This is a genomic window from Ruegeria sp. CDSA034, from assembly GCF_059612275.1.
The window spans coordinates 37,000-54,566 of the sequence record NZ_JBXWQH010000015.1 but is presented as its reverse complement, the minus strand read 5'-3'; the positions used below and the strand labels follow the sequence as shown (position 1 = coordinate 54,566).

Below are 17,567 nucleotides of genomic sequence, written 5' to 3'. Positions count from 1 at the left end.
ATCCTGCGTTACTCCGTTGACTCAACCCCAATGGGTTGCGCAGACTTCCAGATATAGGAATCATGGGACGAGCGGCCTTTGCGGTTCAGCAAACTTAAACTCACCGGCTTCAAAAGCTTTGTTGACCCGACCGATCTGATCATCGCGGATGGGTTGACCGGTGTGGTGGGTCCAAATGGCTGCGGCAAGTCCAATCTTCTGGAAGCGTTGCGTTGGGTAATGGGTGAAAACCGCCCCAAATCCATGCGCGGTGGCGCGATGGAGGATGTGATCTTTGCCGGGGCCGCAACGCGTCCGGCCCGCAATTTTGCCGAAGTTGTCCTGACGATGGATAACTCGGAACGTTTGGCGCCTTCGGGGTTCAATGACAGCGATCAGTTGGAAATTGTGCGTCGCATCACCCGCGACGTCGGCAGCGCTTACAAGACCAACGGCAAAGATGTTCGGGCTCGCGATGTACAGATGCTTTTTGCCGATGCCTCGACCGGCGCGCATTCACCTGCACTGGTGGGGCAGAACCGCATTGCCGAGCTGATCAACGCCAAGCCCCGCGCGCGTCGCCGCATTCTGGAAGAGGCGGCCGGTATCTCGGGCCTTTATCAGCGCCGCCACGAGGCGGAGCTAAAGCTGAAGGGCACCGAATCCAACCTGACCCGTGTGGATGACGTTCTCGAACAGCTTGGCACCCAATTGGCGCAGCTTGCGCGGCAGGCGCGTCAGGCCGCGCGGTACCGTGAGATTGGGGAGCAACTACGGCAGGCTGAAGGCATGCTGCTCTATCGCCGCTGGAAAGAGGCTGACATGGCCCGCCAACAGGCCGAAGACGTCTTGCGCGAGCGGATCACCGAAGCCTCGCGCGCGGAGGCCGAAGCCCGCGCCGCCAGCGCCAAGCGGTCTGAAATCGAGGAAATTTTGCCGCCTCTGCGCGAGGAAGAGGCAATCGCCGCCGCCGTCTTGCAACGACAGCAGGTACAGCGCGACCAACTGGCTGATCAGGAAACCCGCGCGCGTCGGACGATCGAGACGCTGACCAACCGAATTCAGCAATTGGCCAACGATATCGAACGCGAAACCGGCCTGAACCGGGACGCGGGCCAGATGATTGAGCGTCTGGAATGGGAAGCGCGCGAACTGGCCAAAGCGGCAGATGGGCATGACGACAAAGTGGCTGAGGCCGCCGAGATCGCGCGCGAAGCCGCATCCGTGCTGCAAGATCGAGAAGATCACCTGTCGCAGGAAACCGAAGATGTGGCGCGTCTTGTGGCGCGTCACCAGTCGGCTCAGCGTTTGGTCGAAGACAGCCGCAAGACGCTGACCCGGTCCGAAGGCGAAGAAGAGAAAGCCCGTGCTGCGGTAGACGAAGCCCGCAATGCTTTGACCCGCGCCAGCGAAGCGTTTGAGGAAGCGCAAGAGGGTGAGGAAGAAGCGCGCGAGGCCGCTGAGGCCGCCGACGAAGCGCTGGCCGCAGCGGACGAACTGCGCAATGAAACGCAAGCGAGAGAAGCCGAAGCGCGCGCTCAGCGGTCTGAGGCCGAGGGTGAACTGGGCGCGATCCGCGCCGAGACATCCGCCTTGGCCAAGCTGGTCGAACGGGATACCGCCGAAGGCGGGCAGGTCTTGGATCTGCTGCGGGTCGAGCCCGGCTATGAAAAGGCGCTGGGGGCGGCACTGGCTGACGACCTGCGTACACCGTTGGTCGATGCCGATGGACCATCCGGCTGGGTGCAGGTGTCAGGCTACGATGCAGATCAGCCCCTGCCCGATGGGGCAGAACCATTGGCGTTGCATGTCTCGGGCCCAGACCGTCTGAGCCGCCGGATCGCTCAGATCGGATTGGTTGATGCGGATCAGGGCGCGCGGCTGCAAGCCTCATTAAAGCCGGGGCAGCGTCTGGTGTCCCGTTCAGGTGACTTGTGGCGTTGGGACGGGTTCCGGGCATGGGCCGAAGATGCGCCAAGCGCTGCAGCCTTGCGGTTGGAGCAGCTCAACAAGCTTGAAGCTCTGAAACAGGAGCTTACCCGCGCCGAAGCGCAGGCTGATGGTGCCCGCGCGGCACATGAGGCGCTGTCGCAGCAACTGGCGGATGTCACCGAGGCAGACCGCCGCGCACGCGAAGCTCGACGCGCCGCCGACCAGCGGATGGCAGAATCCGCGCGCGGGCTGAGCCGGGCCGAGGCTGACCGCAATCTGGCGCAGGGCAGGTTGGAAACGCTTACCCTTGCCGTTGACAGACACAAGGATGATGCCATGTCTGCCCGCGCGCAACTGCGCGAGGCCGAAGGCACTCTGGCCGGCCTGGGTGACGTCGACAGCGCGCGCGCGCAGGTCGAGGATATCAAACAGACGGTTGAGGCCGCGCGGATCACCATGCTGACCCATCGCTCATCCCATGATGAGCTGCGCCGTGAAGGCGAGGCACGAACCCGGCGGGCCCAGGAAGTGACCAAGGACCTCAGTGGCTGGCGGCACCGGTTGGATTCAGCAGAAAAACGTATCGCGGAATTGGTCGAACGCAAGGAAAGCTCTGAGGAAGAACTGTCTGAGGCGATGGCCGCCCCTGGTGAGATCGCCGAAGCCCGCGAAGAACTGAACGAGTTGATCGAGACAGCCGAGGCCCGGCGTGCCGAGGCCGCCGACAAGCTTGCCGAGGCTGAGACGCAGCAGCGCGAAGTCGTGCTGGCCGAGCGAGAAGCTGAACGTTTGGCGTCTGAAGCCCGCGAATCCCGTGCAGCGGCTGAGGCGCGCTGTGACGCAGCCAAAGAAAGCGTCGTGGCAGCTGCTGAGCGGATCGCTGAAGATCAGCAGTTGACGCCGAACCAGTTGCTGAACCAACTGGATGTGAACCCTGACCAGATGCCTGCAGCCGACGCGCTGGAGGCCGAAGTAAACCGCCACAAGCGCCAGCGAGACGCGATGGGTGCGGTGAACCTGCGGGCCGAAGAAGACGCCAAGGAAGTTCAGGAAGAGTTCGATACGCTGAACACCGAAAAGGCTGATCTGGAAGAAGCGATCAAGGCCCTGCGCAGTGGGATTGCCAGCCTTAACCGGGAAGGCCGTGAGCGTCTTTTGACCGCGTTTGAGCAGGTGAATTCGAACTTTGCCATGCTGTTTAAGCACCTGTTCGGTGGCGGTGAGGCGAATCTGGTCATGGTCGAAAGCGACGATCCGCTGGATGCCGGGCTGGAAATCATGTGCCAGCCACCGGGCAAGAAGCTATCCACCCTCAGCCTGCTTTCGGGCGGCGAGCAGACCTTGACGGCGACCGCGCTGATCTTTGGCGTCTTCCTCGCCAACCCCGCGCCGATCTGTGTGCTGGATGAGGTCGACGCGCCACTGGATGACGCCAACGTCACCCGTTTCTGCGACCTGCTGGACGAAATGTGCCGCCAGACGGACACTCGCTTCCTGATCATCACCCACCATGCGGTGACCATGGCGCGGATGGACCGGCTGTTTGGCGTGACCATGCAGGAACAGGGCGTCAGCCAGCTGGTTTCGGTCGATCTGAAAAAGGCCGAACAGATGGTCGCCTGATCGTTCACTGCAACGTTATGCCTCAATCGCCGCGTGGCAGGTTAAGGTGGCAGCATGACCCGATATCTGATCTTTGCCTTGTTGGCTGCCAGCCCGGTTGTGGCGGCGGAATGGCCAACAAAACCCGGAGATGTCCCGCTTTCATCTGCCGAGCTGGACGCCCTCGCGGGGCGAACGCTGACCTTCTATGACGACGGACAGTCCAAGTTTTCGGCTGGTGGGGCTTATTCCTTTACCTACGCCAGCGGGGATTCCGCGTTTGGGACATATTCCATTGCCGACGACGGCAGTGTCTGCATCACGTATCGTAACGGGTTCAGCCGCTGCGATCTCTATGTACGCAGCGGTAAGCGCCTAGTTTTGATTGACGAGAAAGGCGACCGATACCCGGTCCGGCCTGAATGAGTTTGGTTGCCGCCTCGACGATCAGGCATTGGATCCAAGTACGGCATTAGCTGATTTAAAATTCGCGTTCTGCGTTGTCATTTGATCGAAATAATATCGAATGCCCGCGAAGAATGGTGAGTTTTCTTATCTGAGCCGGTGGTATGCTCTGAAAAATTCACACTCAATGAGGCTAACAGATGTGCCGATTTCTGGCTTGGGCAGGCGCAAAGCGTTATCTAGATGAATTGGTTCTGAACCAAGAGCAATCGCTTGTCATTCAGAGCCGAAATGCTCTGATCGGAAAGACGCCGATCAACGCAGATGGATTTGGCCTTGCCTGGTATTCCGAACGTGAGACGCCTTGTTTTTACAAGGACACTAACCCCGCCTGGTCGGATGCCAATCTTAAACAGCTAACGCATCACACCCGGTCGCATCTCTTTCTGGCCCATGTGCGGGCATCAACTGGTACTGCAACGTCGCGGAACAACTGCCACCCGTTTGGCGTTGGAAAATGGAGTTTTATGCATAATGGGCAGGCCGGAGGGCATGACCGTATCCGGCAGGAGTTGGACGGTATGATACCACCTGACCTTTACAGCCACCGGCTTGGCGCAACCGAAAGCGAAGCGATTTTCCTGATTGCCCATGGCGAAGGTCTGGATATCGATCCGATCGGCGCCATGGAGCGGGCAGTCCAACGTGTCGAAGATCTGTCACGACGCCGAGGTACAATGCCATATCTTCGCTTTGCCGCTTGTTGGTCGGACGGCGATCGCCTTTTTGCCGCCCGATATGCCTCGGACCGCTTTGCCCCAAGCCTCCACTACAAGGCGTGTAAGGATGGGTTCATTATTTCGTCCGAACCGTTGGACGCGAATAGCGGCGAATGGACTGAAATCCCTGCCAATACGGCGATTGAAACGCGGGGAGGGGCGTTGACTTCACATGCGTTTGAACCAAAAGCGCCGCATCACCGCGCCGAGGTTGCATAACTCTGTGGTGTTGCGTCCGGATGCGTCCCGTCTGTGCGGGACGCATCGGGGCTCATAACTGATTGAGCAAATCAGCTGTTGGCCACGCATCCGCGGGCAACCCCAGCCGTGCCTGTTCGGCCTGAACGGCAGCCCGCGTGCCGGCACCCAGAATACCATCGATCTTGCCCACATTATGCCCACGCGCTTGAAGCTTGGTCTGCAATTGCTTCATCTGCGCGCCCGACAGGCCTTGTGGCGGGGAACCTGCGTCATAGATTTGGCCGCCCTCCAACCGCGTACCGAAATAGGCAGCGGTCAGGACATAAACAAAGCTCTGGTTCCATTCGAAATAGACGTCAAAGTTTGGGTAGGCCAAGAATGCGGGGCCGTTGCGACCCTGTGGCAGGATCAGCGACGCGTGCAGATTGGCCAGAGATCCGCTGCGCGCTTGAACGCCCATCGCCTGCCATTCGGATACGGACCGCGACTTGCCGGGGCCGGACAGGGACCAGTCCATCTGGGCGGGAACAGTTACCTCCTGCAGCCAGGGTTCACCCGGACGCCAGCCCAGATGCGACAGCATCTTGCCGCCCGACATCAGCGCATCCGGGGCTGAGGTTTTTAGCGAGACCTTGCCGTCGCCATCCCCGTCCACGCCATTTTCCAGAATGTCGCGGGGCAACATCTGCACCATACCGATCTCACCTGCCCAGGCTCCGGTCGTGCGGTTGGGGTCGAAATCCCCTTGGCTGTAGAGCTCGATGGCTGCAAAAACCTGTGGTCGGAACAACTCAGGTCGGCGGCAGTCATGCGCCAGAGTGACCAGAGCGTTGCGGGTGTTGAAGTCACCTTGTACCGCGCCATAGTCGGTCTCGAACGCCCAGAACGCCAGCAGTACACCGCGCGACACGCCATATTCCCGCTCAATCCGGTCAAACACCGCATCGTATTTGCGAGACATGGATTTGCCGCGATCAATCCGGTTTTGCGAAATCAGACGGCGTGAAAAATCGATGAACGGTATTTGGAATACGCCTTGCGCCCGATCCGCCTTTAGAACCGCGCTGTCCTGCTGAACACCTTTGAAAAAGCTGTTCACGGTGGATTTATCGAACCCTTGCTGAACGGCCTCGGCCTTCAGACCCTTCACAAAGGAATTGAACCCGCCGCCACATTGGGCCAGGGCGGGAGAGGCGAGCAGGGTGGCGGCAATGATGCCCGAGAGTAAACGCATTTTAGGGTCCGTCAGAAAATAAAGCTGACCCCAACCCACACCGACACGAGGCCCAGCGCAAGCCCCCAAACCCGCCAAAGCATGTCACATGCGCGAAAAATCTCCGGCGCGCCGATGTTACGTGGCGCATCACCGTTGACCCAGGCCAGATCGCGGACCTGTCCGTCATAGCTGCGCGGCCCGGCAAGGGCGACGTTTAAGGCGCGCGCCATCGCGGCCTCGGGCCAACCGGCGTTGGGTGAGATATGGCGACGTGCATCCGCGACCATTTCTGGCCAGCGCGCCCATTGACCGGATAGTGCCACGATCATCACGCAGGTCAGACGGGCGGGAATGAGGTTCAACAAATCGTCCAGACGCGCCGCGGCCCAGCCGAAGTCGCGGTACTTTTCTGACCGGTAGCCGATCATGCTATCGGCGGTGTTGACCGCCTTGTAGATCAGCAACCCCGGCAGGCCCGCGACCAGAAACCAGAAGGCGGGCGCAATTACGCCGTCGCTGAGATTTTCGGCAGCGCTCTCAATCGCAGATCGCGCGACTTGCGCCTCGGTCATGTCCCGCGTATCGCGCGAAACGATCATGGCGACTTTGGCGCGGCCCTCGGTTAAGGAGGAGCGAAGCCCGTCACCGACATCGCGGACATGGGTCACCAGTGACTTCTGTGCCAGCAGAATTGCGGCAAGGACGATTTCGATCACCGGCCCAAACAAGGTCAGCGTGCGGCCCAGAATCACTGCGCCAAGGATCAGCAGCAGCACGATGGCCACGCCTTTCAAGCGCCTATTCGTTCCGCGGTTCAGGCGCAGGTCCAACCAGCCGATGACAGTGCCGATCATCACTGCCGGATGACGAATGCGCGACCAGATCCAATCTGGCTCTCCAAGCGCCGCGTCCAGACACATGGCGCAAACCAGCAGAAAAGCTGTGCTCACAACGCGGCCTCAAGCTGACGCCATCCGTCTGCAGGCGGCAAGCCAAGGCGCAGATAAGTGTTTGAGTAGGGGAATATGCGGCTCCAGATATGGGAGCGGGCCAGCTTGGCCTGCCAAGCGGCGGCATCGTCGACGTCATAAAGGCGGAACAACGTGGTGCCGCCGACCAGTTTTGCCCCCTTGCCGGTCATGATCCGGTCTAGCTGTTCTGTCGCTGCCGCCAACTGCTGACGGGTTGCTTTGGCCCAGTTCGTGTCCCGCAGCGCCCGTTCCCCGATCCGAAGGGCAGGGCCAGAGACAGACCACGGCCCGGTCAAATCGTTCAGCTTTGTGATCAGGTCCGGGTGGCCAATTGCAAATCCCAGCCGTAGCCCGGCCAAGCCCCAGAACTTGCCGAAACTTTTCAACACGATCACACCGGGCTGCTCGGCCAGATGAATTAGGGATGCGTCAGGGCAAACGTCACAAAAACTCTCATCAATCACGGTCAGCGGGGCATCGGCGTTCTGTTCGGACCAGATACGTCCATCCGGATTATTCGGGTGCACAAGGACGCGCGCCTCGGCTGGACCGTTCGATTCAACTGTCCAACCCTGCGCGGCGAAAGCTGCCGCGTGTTCGTTGTAGGTAGGTGCTGTGATCTGAACCCGACCCGTCGCAGCAAGCGCAGGCATGCGGGCGATTACTGCTGATGCGCCGGGCGCGGGCAGAATCGCGGCACCATCTGGAACAGACCAGAACTGGCGTGCTGCGGCAGACAGCCGTTCAAACGCACCGTGATCCGGCAGCGCGGCCCAATCCGACGGGGTCAGTCTCGACACCGGATACGGGTGTGGGTTGATGCCGGTGGACAGGTCCAGCCAATTGTCGCGTGCCCCGCCGAACCGGGCGATAGCGCCGTCCAGCCCGCCGCCATGGTCGCGCACGGCACGGGGGTTCAAATCTGCGTTTGGGCTTGCCATCGGTGTTCTCGTCGGAATTGCGTGTTTCCGGTGCTTCAAGCGGATTTTTGCCGCTTACACAAGCAAATCCGCGTGATCGGCCCGGTTGACCGGCACCGTTAACACTTTGTTAAGGAATAAGCGTGATCACAAACCACGGGGGTCGGCACCGCACACTCTACCAAGTGCCGAGGTTGTTGCAAATGAATGTACTGATTGTTGAGAGTAACCCCGACCTTGGGCGGGTCTGGAAAAGACATCTGGAACGGCAAGGCGCCGAAGTGACGCTTGTTGCCGGGCAAGAGGCTGCGATCCTTGCGTTGTATGGCACGGATTTCGATATCATCGTGTTGGATCTGGTGCTGGAAAATGGCAGTGCGTTGGCAGTGGCTGATTTCGCCAGCTATCGCCGCCCCGAGGCGCGAGTGATCTTTGTTACCAACACCACCTTTTTTTCAGACGGTTCGATCTTTGCCCACAGTCCAAACGCGTGCGCTTATGTGCAAAGCGGCACGCCGCCAGAAGATCTGGCGGCGATGGTTGAACATTACGCGGCGGGCCGCTGACCGCGCCCGTGCGGTTCCATGTAGTCCAAAACCGGGTTGGTCGGGATGATCCGATGCGGATTGATGCTTTCGTGGCTATAGTGATAGTGGCGCACGATGTGGTGCATGTTCACCGTCGAAGCGACGCCCGGCCATTGATACAGCTCGCGCGTATAAGCCCACAGGTTGGGGTAATCGATCAGTCGCCGCCGGTTGCATTTGAAATGCAGATGATAGACGGGATCGAACCGGATCAGCGTCGTGAACAACCGCCAGTCAGCCTCAGTCAGGCGATCCCCCATCAGATAACGTTTTGAAGCCAAACGATCCTCTAACCAGTCCAGCGTTTCAAACAGCGGGTCCACGGCGGCGTCATAAGCTTGTTGGCTGGTGGCAAAGCCGGATTTGTAGACGCCGTTGTTGACGTTGGAATAGATGCGCGCATTCACCTCTTCGATCTCATCGCGCATCGCTTCGGGCCAATAATCGTCGGCGTTGCCGTTAATCCCGTCAAAGGCCGAGTTGAACATGCGGATGATTTCCGAGCTTTCGTTCGAAACGATCGTCTGCTGTTTCTTGTCCCACAGGATCGGCACTGTGACACGACCCGAATATGTCGGGTCGGCCTTGGTGTAAATCTGGTGAGCAAAGCCCAGACCGTACAGTGTGTCCCCGGTTGCGCCGTAGTCATCAGTCTCGAAGGTCCAGCCTTTGTCCAGCATGTCGGGATGTACCACCGAGACTGAGACGTGCTTGTTCAAACCTTTCAGTTCCCTGAAGATCAGAGTGCGGTGCGCCCATGGACAGGCCAGGCTGACATAGAGGTGGTAGCGGTCGGTTTCAGCGTTGAAGCCACCCTTGCCCGATGGTCCGGCGCTGCCATCTGCCGTCAGCCAATTGCGAAACTGCGCGGCGCTGCGTTTGAACGCGCCGCCCGTGGATTTGGTGTCATACCAAGTGTCGTGCCATTTACCGTCGACCAACAGGCCCATTGCTCATGCCCTCCGAAAAGCGTTTGCGCCAAACATAGGCGGGTACATGGGGCGTTCCTATGCGAGGGCGCGCGCATCCTTCCTGCGCATACGCACAGGAAGGATTGGGATTTCTGTGCAACAAATTGAAATCCCGGCGCTGACTGTGATCAGGTTCACTGGATTTTTACAATTTGCGCCTCACAATAGAATACACTGCCGGGGGAGATATTTTTATGAGTACTTATGTTTCAAAGGAAATTACTGCCGAATTGGATGCGGCGCGAATCGCAGGATTGAAAAAGATCAGCCGCCTTCGTGTCGATATTGGCGACAATACCTACAAGATTCTTCGATTGTGGAAAGACGGATTTACAGTTGAGGCCGAAACCACGCCTCAACTGCGCGGGCTTGTGGATATCTATGATGGTGTCAGTCACTTGTACCAATGCCTAATCATCGCGGATGAGGATGAAGCAGGCGAAATGCGGTACGAGTTCAAGCGCAGCACGGCCGCAGCCGACAAGGCTCCGCTGGATTTCTACCGCGCGCCGGACGCGCCGATTGCGTTGCTTGGGCACAAGGATTGAGGACAGGGCCAACGACATCGCCGTTGGCCGCCTCGTTTACTGCAAATCAGCAAATGCATGCTTTAGCCGGGCGCATGCCTCTTCGACCCGTGCACGCTGAGTGGCCAAGTTAAACCGTTCGAAGGTCTCACCACCTGCGCCGAAACCGGGGCCTGAGGACGTTGCGATTTTGGCATCTTCGCGCAGGCGGCGGACAAACTCTTCATGGGTCATGCCGGTTCCTGAGAATTCTACCCAAGCCAGATAAGTAGCCTGCAATGGCATGGACCACAGACCAGGGATCTCGGCGATTGCTGCGTCAAAGACCTGGCAGTTGCCCGCCAGATGCGCGACCTGTTCGTCAACCCATGCCGCACCCTCGGGCGAATAGGCAGCAGTTATCATCGCCACGCCCAACGCGCTGGGGTCATAGTCCAGCGTCTGAATGCGGTGCCGCATGGCCGCGCGCAGTTTGGGGTCCGGAATGATCATGTTACCGGTGCGTTGACCGGCGATGTTAAATGTCTTGGACGCCGCAGTCAGGGTCACGGTCCACGGCCGCGCATCCGGCGCAGCCACATCCATCGGCACGAACGTATTGCCAGGATAAACCAGATCGTGGTGGATCTCATCCGAGACCAAAATCAACCCATTACGTTCGGCGAATGCGGCCACGGCACGCAATTCATCCGGTGTCCACACCCGGCCCGAGGGGTTTTGCGGCGAGCACCACAGCAACAGCTTTTCCGACCCGTCCAGACGCGACTGAGCGTCGTCCAGATCCAGCCCATAGGTTTCGCCTTGGCGAACTAGCGGGCACTCGACAACGCGACGTCCCGATTTGTTCACCTTGTGGGCAAACTCATGGTAGACGGGGCTGAAGATGACGACGCCGTCGCCGGGTTTGCTCCAGACATCCAGAGACAGGGCGATCGCATTGCCTAACCCCTGTGAAGTCAGCACCCAATCGGTGTCGATGTCCCAGCTATGGCGGTTCTTCATCCACCACTGAATCGATGCCAGATATTCCGGGTGAATCCACGAATACCCAAAGACCCCATGGTCAGCCGCTTTTCGAACCGCATCAATTACGCAAGGCGCTGTTGGGTAATCGGAATCTGCCGTCCACATGGCCAGCCCGTCCTGTGGGGGCACACCGTAGATTTGCTCCATCTTATCCCATTTTGAACTGTTGGTTCCCCGGCGGTCGATCAGGTCGTTGAAAGTCATGTCTGCTCCATCTGTCCGGACGAAAGCTAGCTACAATTCCAGCGGGTGCAAGGGGGGCGTTGCGGTGCAGTGCGGGATGGCCTAAATCAACCCCATGAAACGTAATATCCTGATCCATCCCGACCCCCGCCTGAAAAAGGTCTGCGCGCCTGTGGCAGATATCAGCGACGAGCTGCGCAAGCTGGCCGACGACATGCTGGAGACGATGTATGACGCGCCTGGCGTTGGTCTGGCCGCGCCTCAGATCGGCGTGCTGGATCGGTTGATCGTGTTGGACTGCATTAAGGAAGAGGGCGAAGCCCCGCGTCCGCTGATCATGTTCAACCCCGAGGTTATCGCCTCGTCCGATGAGACCAATGTCTACGAGGAAGGTTGCCTGTCGATCCCCGAGCAATTCGCCGAAGTCACGCGCCCCAAAGTGGTTGATGTCACGTGGATTGACCAGGATGGGAACTTGCAACAGGAAACATTCGACGGCCTGTGGGCGACCTGTGTTCAGCATGAGATCGACCATTTGAACGGCAAGCTGTTCATCGACTATCTCAAGCCGCTGAAACGGCAGATGATCACGCGGAAGATGCAGAAACTAAAGCGCGAGCAGGCCCGCGCATGACCGCTCGCACCTGCCTGCCATGGCCCGAAAAACGCCTGCGCACCAAGGCGGAGGACGTCGCCGAGATCACCGATGAAATCCGTGCCATCTGGGACGACATGATCGACACGATGGAAGCGATGCCCGGTGTTGGCCTTGCCGCGCCGCAGATCGGCGTGATGTTGCGACTGGCTGTGGTGGACGGCTCGGCTGAACGCGGTAAGGCTGTGCGTCTGGCCAACCCGGAAATCCTGCACAGCTCAATCGAATTGCGCGAACATGATGAGGCCAGCCCGAACCTGCCTGGTGTTTCGGCCAAGGTGAAGCGCCCACGCGCGGTGACGGTCAAGTTCCTGAATGAGCAGGGGATGGTGGATCGCCGCGACTTTGTCGGGATCGAAGCCACAAGCGTACAGCACCAGATCGACCATCTGAACGGGAAGATGTATTTCGACCGGCTCAGCAAGGTCAAACGGGACATGCTTCTGCGCAAAGCCAAAAAGCTGGGGTAGAGATGCGCGTTGTATTCATGGGTACGCCCGACTTTTCGGTTCCGGTTCTGGATGCGCTGGTCGAAGCTGGGCATGATATCGTCGCCGTGTATTGCCAGCCCCCGCGCCCGGCTGGTCGGGGCAAAAAGGACCGACCGACACCGGTTCACGCACGGGCCGAAGCGTTAGGCTTGACTGTCCGCCATCCGGTGTCTCTGAAATCGTCAGATGAACAGGATGCCTTTGCTGCACTGAACGCAGATGTGGCTGTGGTGGTCGCTTATGGCCTGATCCTACCGCAGCCCATTCTGGACGCGCCTGCCCAGGGATGTCTGAATATCCATGCCAGCCTGTTGCCGCGCTGGCGCGGGGCGGCCCCGATCCATCGCGCCATCATGTCCGGCGATGCGCAATCCGGTATCTGCATCATGCAGATGGAGGCCGGTCTGGACACAGGCCCGGTTCTTATGCGCGAAGCAACCGATATCGGGATCGAGGAAACCACCGACCAGTTGCATGACCGGCTGTCGATAATGGGCTCCAAACTGATCGTTGAGGCTTTGCATGACCTGCCGGATCTGACGCCCGAGCCGCAGCCCGAGGTCGGTGTGACCTATGCCGCCAAGATCGACAAATCAGAGGCACGGATTGACTGGTCCCGGCCCGCAGCCGAGGTGGACCGGCAGATCCGCGGTCTGTCCCCGTTCCCGGGTGCCTGGACCGAGATTGACGGAGACCGCGTGAAACTACTGGCGTCGCGTCTGGTCGAGGGGCAGGGCGTACCCGGCGAAGCTCTGGACGATGCCTTGACAGTAGCTTGCGGCGAGGGTGCCGTTGATCTGTTGCGCCTGCAACGGGCGGGCAAAGGCGCACAGGATAAGGAAACCTTTCTGCGGGGCTGGCCTGTGGCCAAGGGAAGTCGGATTTAGAAGGAATAACAGACTTGTACATGACTTTGATGGGGACGGTGTTGATCGCAGCCGTCGTTGGAAGCCTCGCGGAAAAAACCGGGTTTACCCGAAACGGCTATCTGCAATCTATCATCATTTGTATCGGCGGTGCCTTTCTGTTTTTCTTTGCTCAGATCATGTTTGGCAGGATGTTCGGGTTTAACCTTGCTTTTGGGTCCCCGGGATTGAACGCTATTGTGTCATCCGTCGGCGCGCTGATTATCGTGCCGACCCATTGGAGGAAGTGACATGCCTGTCATCGCCCTGATCGTCATCGGAGCCGCCGCAGGGTTCCTGGCCACCCGTTTAATGCGGATCGAGGCCAACATCCCCACAACCATGTTGATTGGCATCGTTGGTGCACTGGTTGGCGGATTTTTGTTGCGGGCCTTGATCACCGTGGCAGGGTGGTTGTCCGGATTTATAGGCGCGGTTCTGGGCGCGCTGCTGGTAATCTGGATATGGCAGACCTATCTGCGGCGTTAAACGGGGCTACCGCTCGTCGCAAATCACTGTTGATCCCAACGATTTCGAATTGCGCGTCGCCATATTGAATCGATTGGCTTCTTCTGCTGACATCCAGTGCATTTCGTCCTCTGACGCTGCATCAAGCGTGAACCAATAAAAGGCCGGGTCGACACCAATATCATTGAAATAGTCGAGATAGCGATCGTGCTCGGGGTGGTTTTCGGGCAGGTTGGCAGCCACATATCCGCCGCCGCCCCAGCTATGAACCCCGACACATGCGCCAGGTTCCAGAGTGCGTCGATTGCCGGCGAGGAACAGATCGGTGCCACCAGAGGCGACCAAACCGTTTGAGGGCACCACAGTATCGAACCCTTCGTCCCGAACAACGCGGCTGAAAACGACATTTGCATCATCATCGACCGAGCCTTCGATGTTCTGCAGTACAAGGGTCTTGATCTCGGGATTGGCCGCGGTGATTTCTTCAAAAGCGCTGAGTGTCGTGTGATCAATAGCCCCCGAAGCAACGATTTCGTCGCCCTGTATAACGAAGCTGACCGCGTCGTATCGCTCTGCACACGCACCCAGAAGAGCCAGTGAGGCGACAAAAATGGGGAAAGTGAATTTCATTTCAGTCCTCACATCTGTGGCACAGGAAATGCAGATCGAACATTTTGCACCCGTTTATTGCCGCGGCGGGCGCGCCTTGTAAACCGGAAGCCGCCAGCCAAACACCAATGATCCCGCCCGCAATGCCCAGCAGATCAACGCACATGCGGCCAGTGTGGCCAGCTCGTCGAAACCAAGTCGGGTTGCGATCACAGCGGCAAAAGCCCCGGCAAACGCGCAAGAGACGTAGAGCTCACCCTGTTTCAGGACCAGTGGCACTTCGTTGCAGACCACGTCCCGCATTAAGCCGCCAAGGCAGCCCGTTGTGACGCCCATCAGCACAACGATGACACCGGATTGGTTCAGCGACAAGGCTGCGCCAGCACCTGCTGCCGCGGCAATCGACAGAGCGAAACTGTCCAGCCAGACCAGCAAGTTGTATCGGCTTTCCACCAAATGGGCGGTGAAAAACACCACCACAGCTGCCGCTGTGGCGATCAGGATATAGTCCGGTTGACCGACCCAGAACACTGGGTGCCGGTCCAACAGCAGGTCGCGGACGGTTCCGCCGCCCACAGCAGTCAGGCAGGCCATAAAGGCAAAACCCACCAAATCCAGCTGTGCCCGGCTAGCCACCAATGCACCCGTCAGGGCAAAAACCAGAACTGAGGCATAGTCGAGCAGTGCCAGACCGTTCACGTTTGCGCCTTTTTGGGTTTGAACGGGGCCATGCCCGCGCGGGCCAGCTCGTCGGCTTTTTCGTTTTCGGGATGGCCTGCATGGCCCTTGACCCATTCCCAGGTCACGTCATGGCGCGCCTGCGCTTCGTCCAGTCGCTGCCACAGATCGACATTCTTGACTGGTTTCTTATTCGAGGTCTTCCAGCCGTTGCGTTTCCAGCCGAAAATCCAGCCGGTCACACCGTTCTTTACATAGGCGCTGTCGGTTACCACGGTGATCTTCGAGGCCCGCTCCAGCGTTTCCAGCGCGCTGATCGCGGCCAGCAATTCCATGCGATTGTTGGTGGTTTCAGCCTCGCCGCCGTTCAGTTCGCGCTCTTTCAGGACTTTTTCGCCGTCCATTGCGCGCATCAGCACGCCCCACCCCCCCGGGCCAGGATTACCCGAACAGGCACCATCGGTATAGGCAAACAACTCAGGCATGGGCGATCACCAGAATAAAGCCGTCATAAGACCCGGCCAGACCTTTGCCGACTCCGGTTGTAATCCGGTCAATTGTGAACCCTGCCTCGGCCAGCGCCTCTTCGATCTCGGTCTGTGAGAAATAGGTGTAATAGCGATCAATGTCGTCGCGGTGTTCACCGGTTCCCAGTTTCAGACCAAGGAAAAAGATACCCTCGGGCTTCAATGCCCGGTGGATGGCCGCCAAATGGCGCGGGAAATCCTTGCGAGGGGCATGCAGCAGCGAAAAGCTGGCATAGATGCCGTCAAACGTGGCCTTTTCGGTCACATCGTCAAATGTACCGACATGCGCATCTACGCCATTTTCGCGGGCGTGTTCCACAAAGGCCGGCGTCGCATCCAATGCCCGAACCCGCAGCCCCTCACGCAGGAAAAACATGCTATCCGCCCCAGGGCCTGAGCCGAGGTCCAGCACATAGCCACCCGGCGCAACCGCTTCGGCAAAGGCCATACGCGCTTCGATCTGTTCGGGCGGCAATGGGACGCTCAGATACTCGGCAACACGCGTGGTGTAGGCATCAATTGTCTTGCGATCGGTCACAGGTACACTCCTACGGCAAGGCATATCAGGACGATGGCTGTCAGCAGAACACGCAGCCTCAGCCACCATGTTGGGGTCAGCCGCCAATATGCAAATATCGCATCCAACATCAGCAAACCGGCGAAGCCGTACATCAGGTTGATGCCCGCCTCGACAGGTCCACCGCCGGTCATGAAAAACGCCCAAAGCGCCGGGAGGACTGACAGCACATAGCATGTCGCTGCCTTACTGCCCGAGGTCTTGGTGGCGAACCCCCACAGAACACCGGACATAAAGCTTAAGATCACCGAGCCGTAGAACAGTTGAATATACGGCCCGACGAACCGCGAACCAAGCTCTTGCCTGCCCCAATCCTGCAAATCGCCGTTCAAGGAGGTCAGCGCGCCCCAAATGAACGGGATCAGCCCCGCCAGCGCCAGAACCAACGGCGCCTTGGGGACGCCTCTCATGCGGTTTGCCTCAGGACGCGAGGCACTTTGAATTCGACATTTTCGACGGCAGTTTCGACCAGTTCAACCGTTACGTCATAATGGTTGTTGAAAGCGTCAATCACCTCATTCACCAGCACTTCGGGTGCTGACGCGCCTGCGGTAATGGCGATGGATGAGATGCCTTCCAGCGCCCGCCAGTCGATATCGTGGGCGCGCTGCACCAATTGCGCATAGTTGCACCCGGCGCGCGCAGCAACCTCGACCAGCCGACGTGAGTTCGACGAGTTCGGCGCGCCCACAACCAGCAAAGCATCCGATTTCGGAGCCACGGCCTTAACGGCCTCTTGCCGGTTCGTGGTGGCGTAGCAAATGTCCTCTTTATGCGGGCCAACGATGGCCGGGAACCGGGCTTCGAGGGCCGCGATAATGTCCTTGGTGTCATCCACCGAAAGCGTCGTCTGGGTGACAAATGCCAGCTTTTCCGGATTGCGCACCTGAACCGAGGCCACGTCATCGACGGTTTCAACCAGCAGCACTTCGCCGTCAGGCAATTGGCCCATGGTGCCGATGGTTTCTGGATGGCCCTTGTGCCCGATCATGATCATCTGCAATCCGGCTTCAGCATGGCGCTGCGCCTCGACATGGACCTTGGAGACCAGCGGGCAGGTGGCATCGACGTAGATCATTTCCCGCTGGGCCGCCGACGCGGGAACGGATTTCGGTACGCCATGCGCTGAAAAAATAACGGGTCGGTCGTTAGGACACTCGTCCAGCTCTTCGACAAAAACGGCCCCCTTGGCGCGCAGACCATCTACGACGAATTTGTTGTGCACAATTTCATGGCGCACATAGACCGGGGCCCCCCATTTCTGCAGCGCCATTTCAACGATCTTGATCGCCCGGTCGACACCGGCGCAAAACCCGCGTGGTGCGGCAAGGTAAAGGGTAAGGGGCGGCTTGGTCATG

Annotated in this window: 21 protein-coding genes; 10 read left to right on the top strand and 11 right to left on the bottom strand. The window is 59.1% G+C overall.

The genetic code is table 11. The features are described from left to right. The first annotated feature begins 78 nt into the window (after positions 1-78). The 3 genes from AC2FLJ_RS19525 to AC2FLJ_RS19515 all read left to right on the top strand — a co-directional run bounded on the left by AC2FLJ_RS19525 (position 79) and on the right by AC2FLJ_RS19515 (position 4,916). Positions 79-3,534: a chromosome segregation SMC family protein gene (locus AC2FLJ_RS19525; protein WP_496707235.1), complete on the top strand. Its 3,456-nt coding sequence runs from the start codon at positions 79-81 to the stop codon at positions 3,532-3,534. Positions 3,535-3,588: 54 nt separating this feature from the next. Next, positions 3,589-3,939 carry a hypothetical protein gene (locus tag AC2FLJ_RS19520; RefSeq protein WP_109312259.1) on the top strand — a complete coding sequence of 117 codons (351 nt, stop codon included), beginning with the start codon at positions 3,589-3,591 and terminating at the stop codon, positions 3,937-3,939. Positions 3,940-4,118: 179 nt separating this feature from the next. Then, positions 4,119-4,916 (top strand): class II glutamine amidotransferase, encoded by a 798-nt coding sequence (locus AC2FLJ_RS19515; protein WP_282120838.1) that lies wholly within the window; start codon positions 4,119-4,121, stop codon positions 4,914-4,916. Positions 4,917-4,968: 52 nt separating this feature from the next. Here the strand turns inward: AC2FLJ_RS19515 and AC2FLJ_RS19510 are convergent, their stop codons facing one another. From AC2FLJ_RS19510 to cobD, 3 genes are read right to left on the bottom strand one after another with little or no spacing between them, the layout of a single operon-like run. Continuing rightward, positions 4,969-6,132: a lytic murein transglycosylase gene (locus AC2FLJ_RS19510; RefSeq protein ID WP_496698520.1), complete on the bottom strand. Its 1,164-nt coding sequence runs from the start codon at positions 6,130-6,132 to the stop codon at positions 4,969-4,971. An 11-nt stretch (positions 6,133-6,143) separates the two neighbouring features. Then, positions 6,144-7,064 carry an adenosylcobinamide-phosphate synthase CbiB gene (cbiB, locus tag AC2FLJ_RS19505; RefSeq protein WP_496698522.1) on the bottom strand — a complete coding sequence of 307 codons (921 nt, stop codon included), beginning with the start codon at positions 7,062-7,064 and terminating at the stop codon, positions 6,144-6,146. After that, positions 7,061-8,026, bottom strand: coding sequence for a threonine-phosphate decarboxylase CobD (gene cobD / locus AC2FLJ_RS19500; protein ID WP_496698524.1), 966 nt, complete (start codon positions 8,024-8,026; stop codon positions 7,061-7,063). The genes cbiB and cobD overlap by 4 nt, the downstream gene beginning before the upstream one ends. A gap of 182 nt (positions 8,027-8,208) precedes the next feature. Between cobD and AC2FLJ_RS19495 the strand changes: the two genes are divergently transcribed. Continuing rightward, complete coding sequence (locus AC2FLJ_RS19495; RefSeq protein WP_108861296.1) at positions 8,209-8,571, top strand: response regulator transcription factor; 363 nt, start codon at positions 8,209-8,211, stop codon at positions 8,569-8,571. Here AC2FLJ_RS19495 and AC2FLJ_RS19490 read toward each other — a convergent pair. Then, positions 8,553-9,542 carry a glutathione S-transferase family protein gene (locus tag AC2FLJ_RS19490; protein ID WP_496707232.1) on the bottom strand — a complete coding sequence of 330 codons (990 nt, stop codon included), beginning with the start codon at positions 9,540-9,542 and terminating at the stop codon, positions 8,553-8,555. The two genes, AC2FLJ_RS19495 and AC2FLJ_RS19490, sit on opposite strands and share 19 nt — an antisense overlap. A 215-nt stretch (positions 9,543-9,757) precedes the next feature. Here AC2FLJ_RS19490 and AC2FLJ_RS19485 point away from each other — a divergent pair, with 215 nt between their 5' ends. Then, positions 9,758-10,111: a hypothetical protein gene (locus AC2FLJ_RS19485; RefSeq protein WP_109312266.1), complete on the top strand. Its 354-nt coding sequence runs from the start codon at positions 9,758-9,760 to the stop codon at positions 10,109-10,111. A 36-nt stretch (positions 10,112-10,147) separates the two neighbouring features. On the opposite strand, the gene AC2FLJ_RS19480 is transcribed toward AC2FLJ_RS19485, so the two are convergent. Next, complete coding sequence (locus AC2FLJ_RS19480; protein WP_496698527.1) at positions 10,148-11,320, bottom strand: MalY/PatB family protein; 1,173 nt, start codon at positions 11,318-11,320, stop codon at positions 10,148-10,150. A 94-nt stretch (positions 11,321-11,414) separates the two neighbouring features. Between AC2FLJ_RS19480 and def (AC2FLJ_RS19475) the strand changes: the two genes are divergently transcribed. From def (AC2FLJ_RS19475) to AC2FLJ_RS19455, 5 genes are read left to right on the top strand one after another with little or no spacing between them, the layout of a single operon-like run. Continuing rightward, positions 11,415-11,933, top strand: a complete 519-nt coding sequence (gene def, locus AC2FLJ_RS19475; RefSeq protein WP_058278958.1) for a peptide deformylase — start codon at positions 11,415-11,417, stop codon at positions 11,931-11,933. Continuing rightward, positions 11,930-12,424: a peptide deformylase gene (gene def, locus AC2FLJ_RS19470; RefSeq protein ID WP_496698529.1), complete on the top strand. Its 495-nt coding sequence runs from the start codon at positions 11,930-11,932 to the stop codon at positions 12,422-12,424. The genes def (AC2FLJ_RS19475) and def (AC2FLJ_RS19470) overlap by 4 nt, the downstream gene beginning before the upstream one ends. A 2-nt stretch (positions 12,425-12,426) precedes the next feature. Further along, positions 12,427-13,332 carry a methionyl-tRNA formyltransferase gene (gene fmt / locus AC2FLJ_RS19465; protein WP_496698530.1) on the top strand — a complete coding sequence of 302 codons (906 nt, stop codon included), beginning with the start codon at positions 12,427-12,429 and terminating at the stop codon, positions 13,330-13,332. A 14-nt stretch (positions 13,333-13,346) separates the two neighbouring features. After that, the gene (locus AC2FLJ_RS19460) at positions 13,347-13,601 is read left to right on the top strand and encodes a hypothetical protein (RefSeq protein ID WP_058278955.1); all 255 of its coding nucleotides are present in this window, start codon (positions 13,347-13,349) and stop codon (positions 13,599-13,601) included. Position 13,602: 1 nt separating this feature from the next. After that, positions 13,603-13,839: a GlsB/YeaQ/YmgE family stress response membrane protein gene (locus tag AC2FLJ_RS19455; RefSeq protein WP_496698531.1), complete on the top strand. Its 237-nt coding sequence runs from the start codon at positions 13,603-13,605 to the stop codon at positions 13,837-13,839. Positions 13,840-13,845: 6 nt separating this feature from the next. Here the strand turns inward: AC2FLJ_RS19455 and AC2FLJ_RS19450 are convergent, their stop codons facing one another. Genes AC2FLJ_RS19450 through ispH form a run of 6 tightly spaced genes read right to left on the bottom strand, consistent with a single transcriptional unit; the run spans position 13,846 to position 17,566 of the window. Beyond that, on the bottom strand, positions 13,846-14,448 hold the full coding sequence (locus AC2FLJ_RS19450) for a COG3904 family protein (protein WP_496698533.1): 603 nt from the start codon (positions 14,446-14,448) through the stop codon (positions 13,846-13,848). Positions 14,449-14,502: 54 nt separating this feature from the next. After that, the gene (locus tag AC2FLJ_RS19445) at positions 14,503-15,126 is read right to left on the bottom strand and encodes a trimeric intracellular cation channel family protein (protein ID WP_496707229.1); all 624 of its coding nucleotides are present in this window, start codon (positions 15,124-15,126) and stop codon (positions 14,503-14,505) included. Then, positions 15,123-15,590 carry a ribonuclease HI gene (gene rnhA, locus AC2FLJ_RS19440; RefSeq protein WP_108861286.1) on the bottom strand — a complete coding sequence of 156 codons (468 nt, stop codon included), beginning with the start codon at positions 15,588-15,590 and terminating at the stop codon, positions 15,123-15,125. The genes AC2FLJ_RS19445 and rnhA overlap by 4 nt, the downstream gene beginning before the upstream one ends. Continuing rightward, entirely contained in the window at positions 15,583-16,170 is a 588-nt protein-coding gene (locus AC2FLJ_RS19435; protein ID WP_282120850.1) for a class I SAM-dependent methyltransferase, read from the bottom strand. Before AC2FLJ_RS19435 ends, rnhA begins: the two co-directional genes overlap by 8 nt. Continuing rightward, the gene (locus AC2FLJ_RS19430) at positions 16,167-16,619 is read right to left on the bottom strand and encodes a DUF3429 domain-containing protein (RefSeq protein ID WP_108861284.1); all 453 of its coding nucleotides are present in this window, start codon (positions 16,617-16,619) and stop codon (positions 16,167-16,169) included. The genes AC2FLJ_RS19435 and AC2FLJ_RS19430 overlap by 4 nt, the downstream gene beginning before the upstream one ends. After that, entirely contained in the window at positions 16,616-17,566 is a 951-nt protein-coding gene (gene ispH / locus AC2FLJ_RS19425) for a 4-hydroxy-3-methylbut-2-enyl diphosphate reductase (RefSeq protein WP_282120851.1), read from the bottom strand. The genes AC2FLJ_RS19430 and ispH overlap by 4 nt, the downstream gene beginning before the upstream one ends. Between the last annotated feature and the right edge of the window lies 1 nt (position 17,567).

Coding starts and splice junctions, on each gene's coding strand:
- AC2FLJ_RS19520 (WP_109312259.1), top strand. CDS start 3,589: ATGACCCGATATCTGATCTTTGCCTTGTTGGCTGCCAGCCCGGTTGTG.
- AC2FLJ_RS19515 (WP_282120838.1), top strand. CDS start 4,119: ATGTGCCGATTTCTGGCTTGGGCAGGCGCAAAGCGTTATCTAGATGAA.
- AC2FLJ_RS19510 (WP_496698520.1), bottom strand. CDS start 6,132: ATGCGTTTACTCTCGGGCATCATTGCCGCCACCCTGCTCGCCTCTCCC.
- cobD (WP_496698524.1), bottom strand. CDS start 8,026: ATGGCAAGCCCAAACGCAGATTTGAACCCCCGTGCCGTGCGCGACCAT.
- AC2FLJ_RS19495 (WP_108861296.1), top strand. CDS start 8,209: ATGAATGTACTGATTGTTGAGAGTAACCCCGACCTTGGGCGGGTCTGG.
- AC2FLJ_RS19490 (WP_496707232.1), bottom strand. CDS start 9,542: ATGGGCCTGTTGGTCGACGGTAAATGGCACGACACTTGGTATGACACC.
- AC2FLJ_RS19485 (WP_109312266.1), top strand. CDS start 9,758: ATGAGTACTTATGTTTCAAAGGAAATTACTGCCGAATTGGATGCGGCG.
- AC2FLJ_RS19480 (WP_496698527.1), bottom strand. CDS start 11,320: ATGACTTTCAACGACCTGATCGACCGCCGGGGAACCAACAGTTCAAAA.
- def (WP_058278958.1), top strand. CDS start 11,415: ATGAAACGTAATATCCTGATCCATCCCGACCCCCGCCTGAAAAAGGTC.
- def (WP_496698529.1), top strand. CDS start 11,930: ATGACCGCTCGCACCTGCCTGCCATGGCCCGAAAAACGCCTGCGCACC.
- fmt (WP_496698530.1), top strand. CDS start 12,427: ATGCGCGTTGTATTCATGGGTACGCCCGACTTTTCGGTTCCGGTTCTG.
- AC2FLJ_RS19455 (WP_496698531.1), top strand. CDS start 13,603: ATGCCTGTCATCGCCCTGATCGTCATCGGAGCCGCCGCAGGGTTCCTG.
- AC2FLJ_RS19450 (WP_496698533.1), bottom strand. CDS start 14,448: ATGAAATTCACTTTCCCCATTTTTGTCGCCTCACTGGCTCTTCTGGGT.
- rnhA (WP_108861286.1), bottom strand. CDS start 15,590: ATGCCTGAGTTGTTTGCCTATACCGATGGTGCCTGTTCGGGTAATCCT.
- AC2FLJ_RS19430 (WP_108861284.1), bottom strand. CDS start 16,619: ATGAGAGGCGTCCCCAAGGCGCCGTTGGTTCTGGCGCTGGCGGGGCTG.
- ispH (WP_282120851.1), bottom strand. CDS start 17,566: ATGACCAAGCCGCCCCTTACCCTTTACCTTGCCGCACCACGCGGGTTT.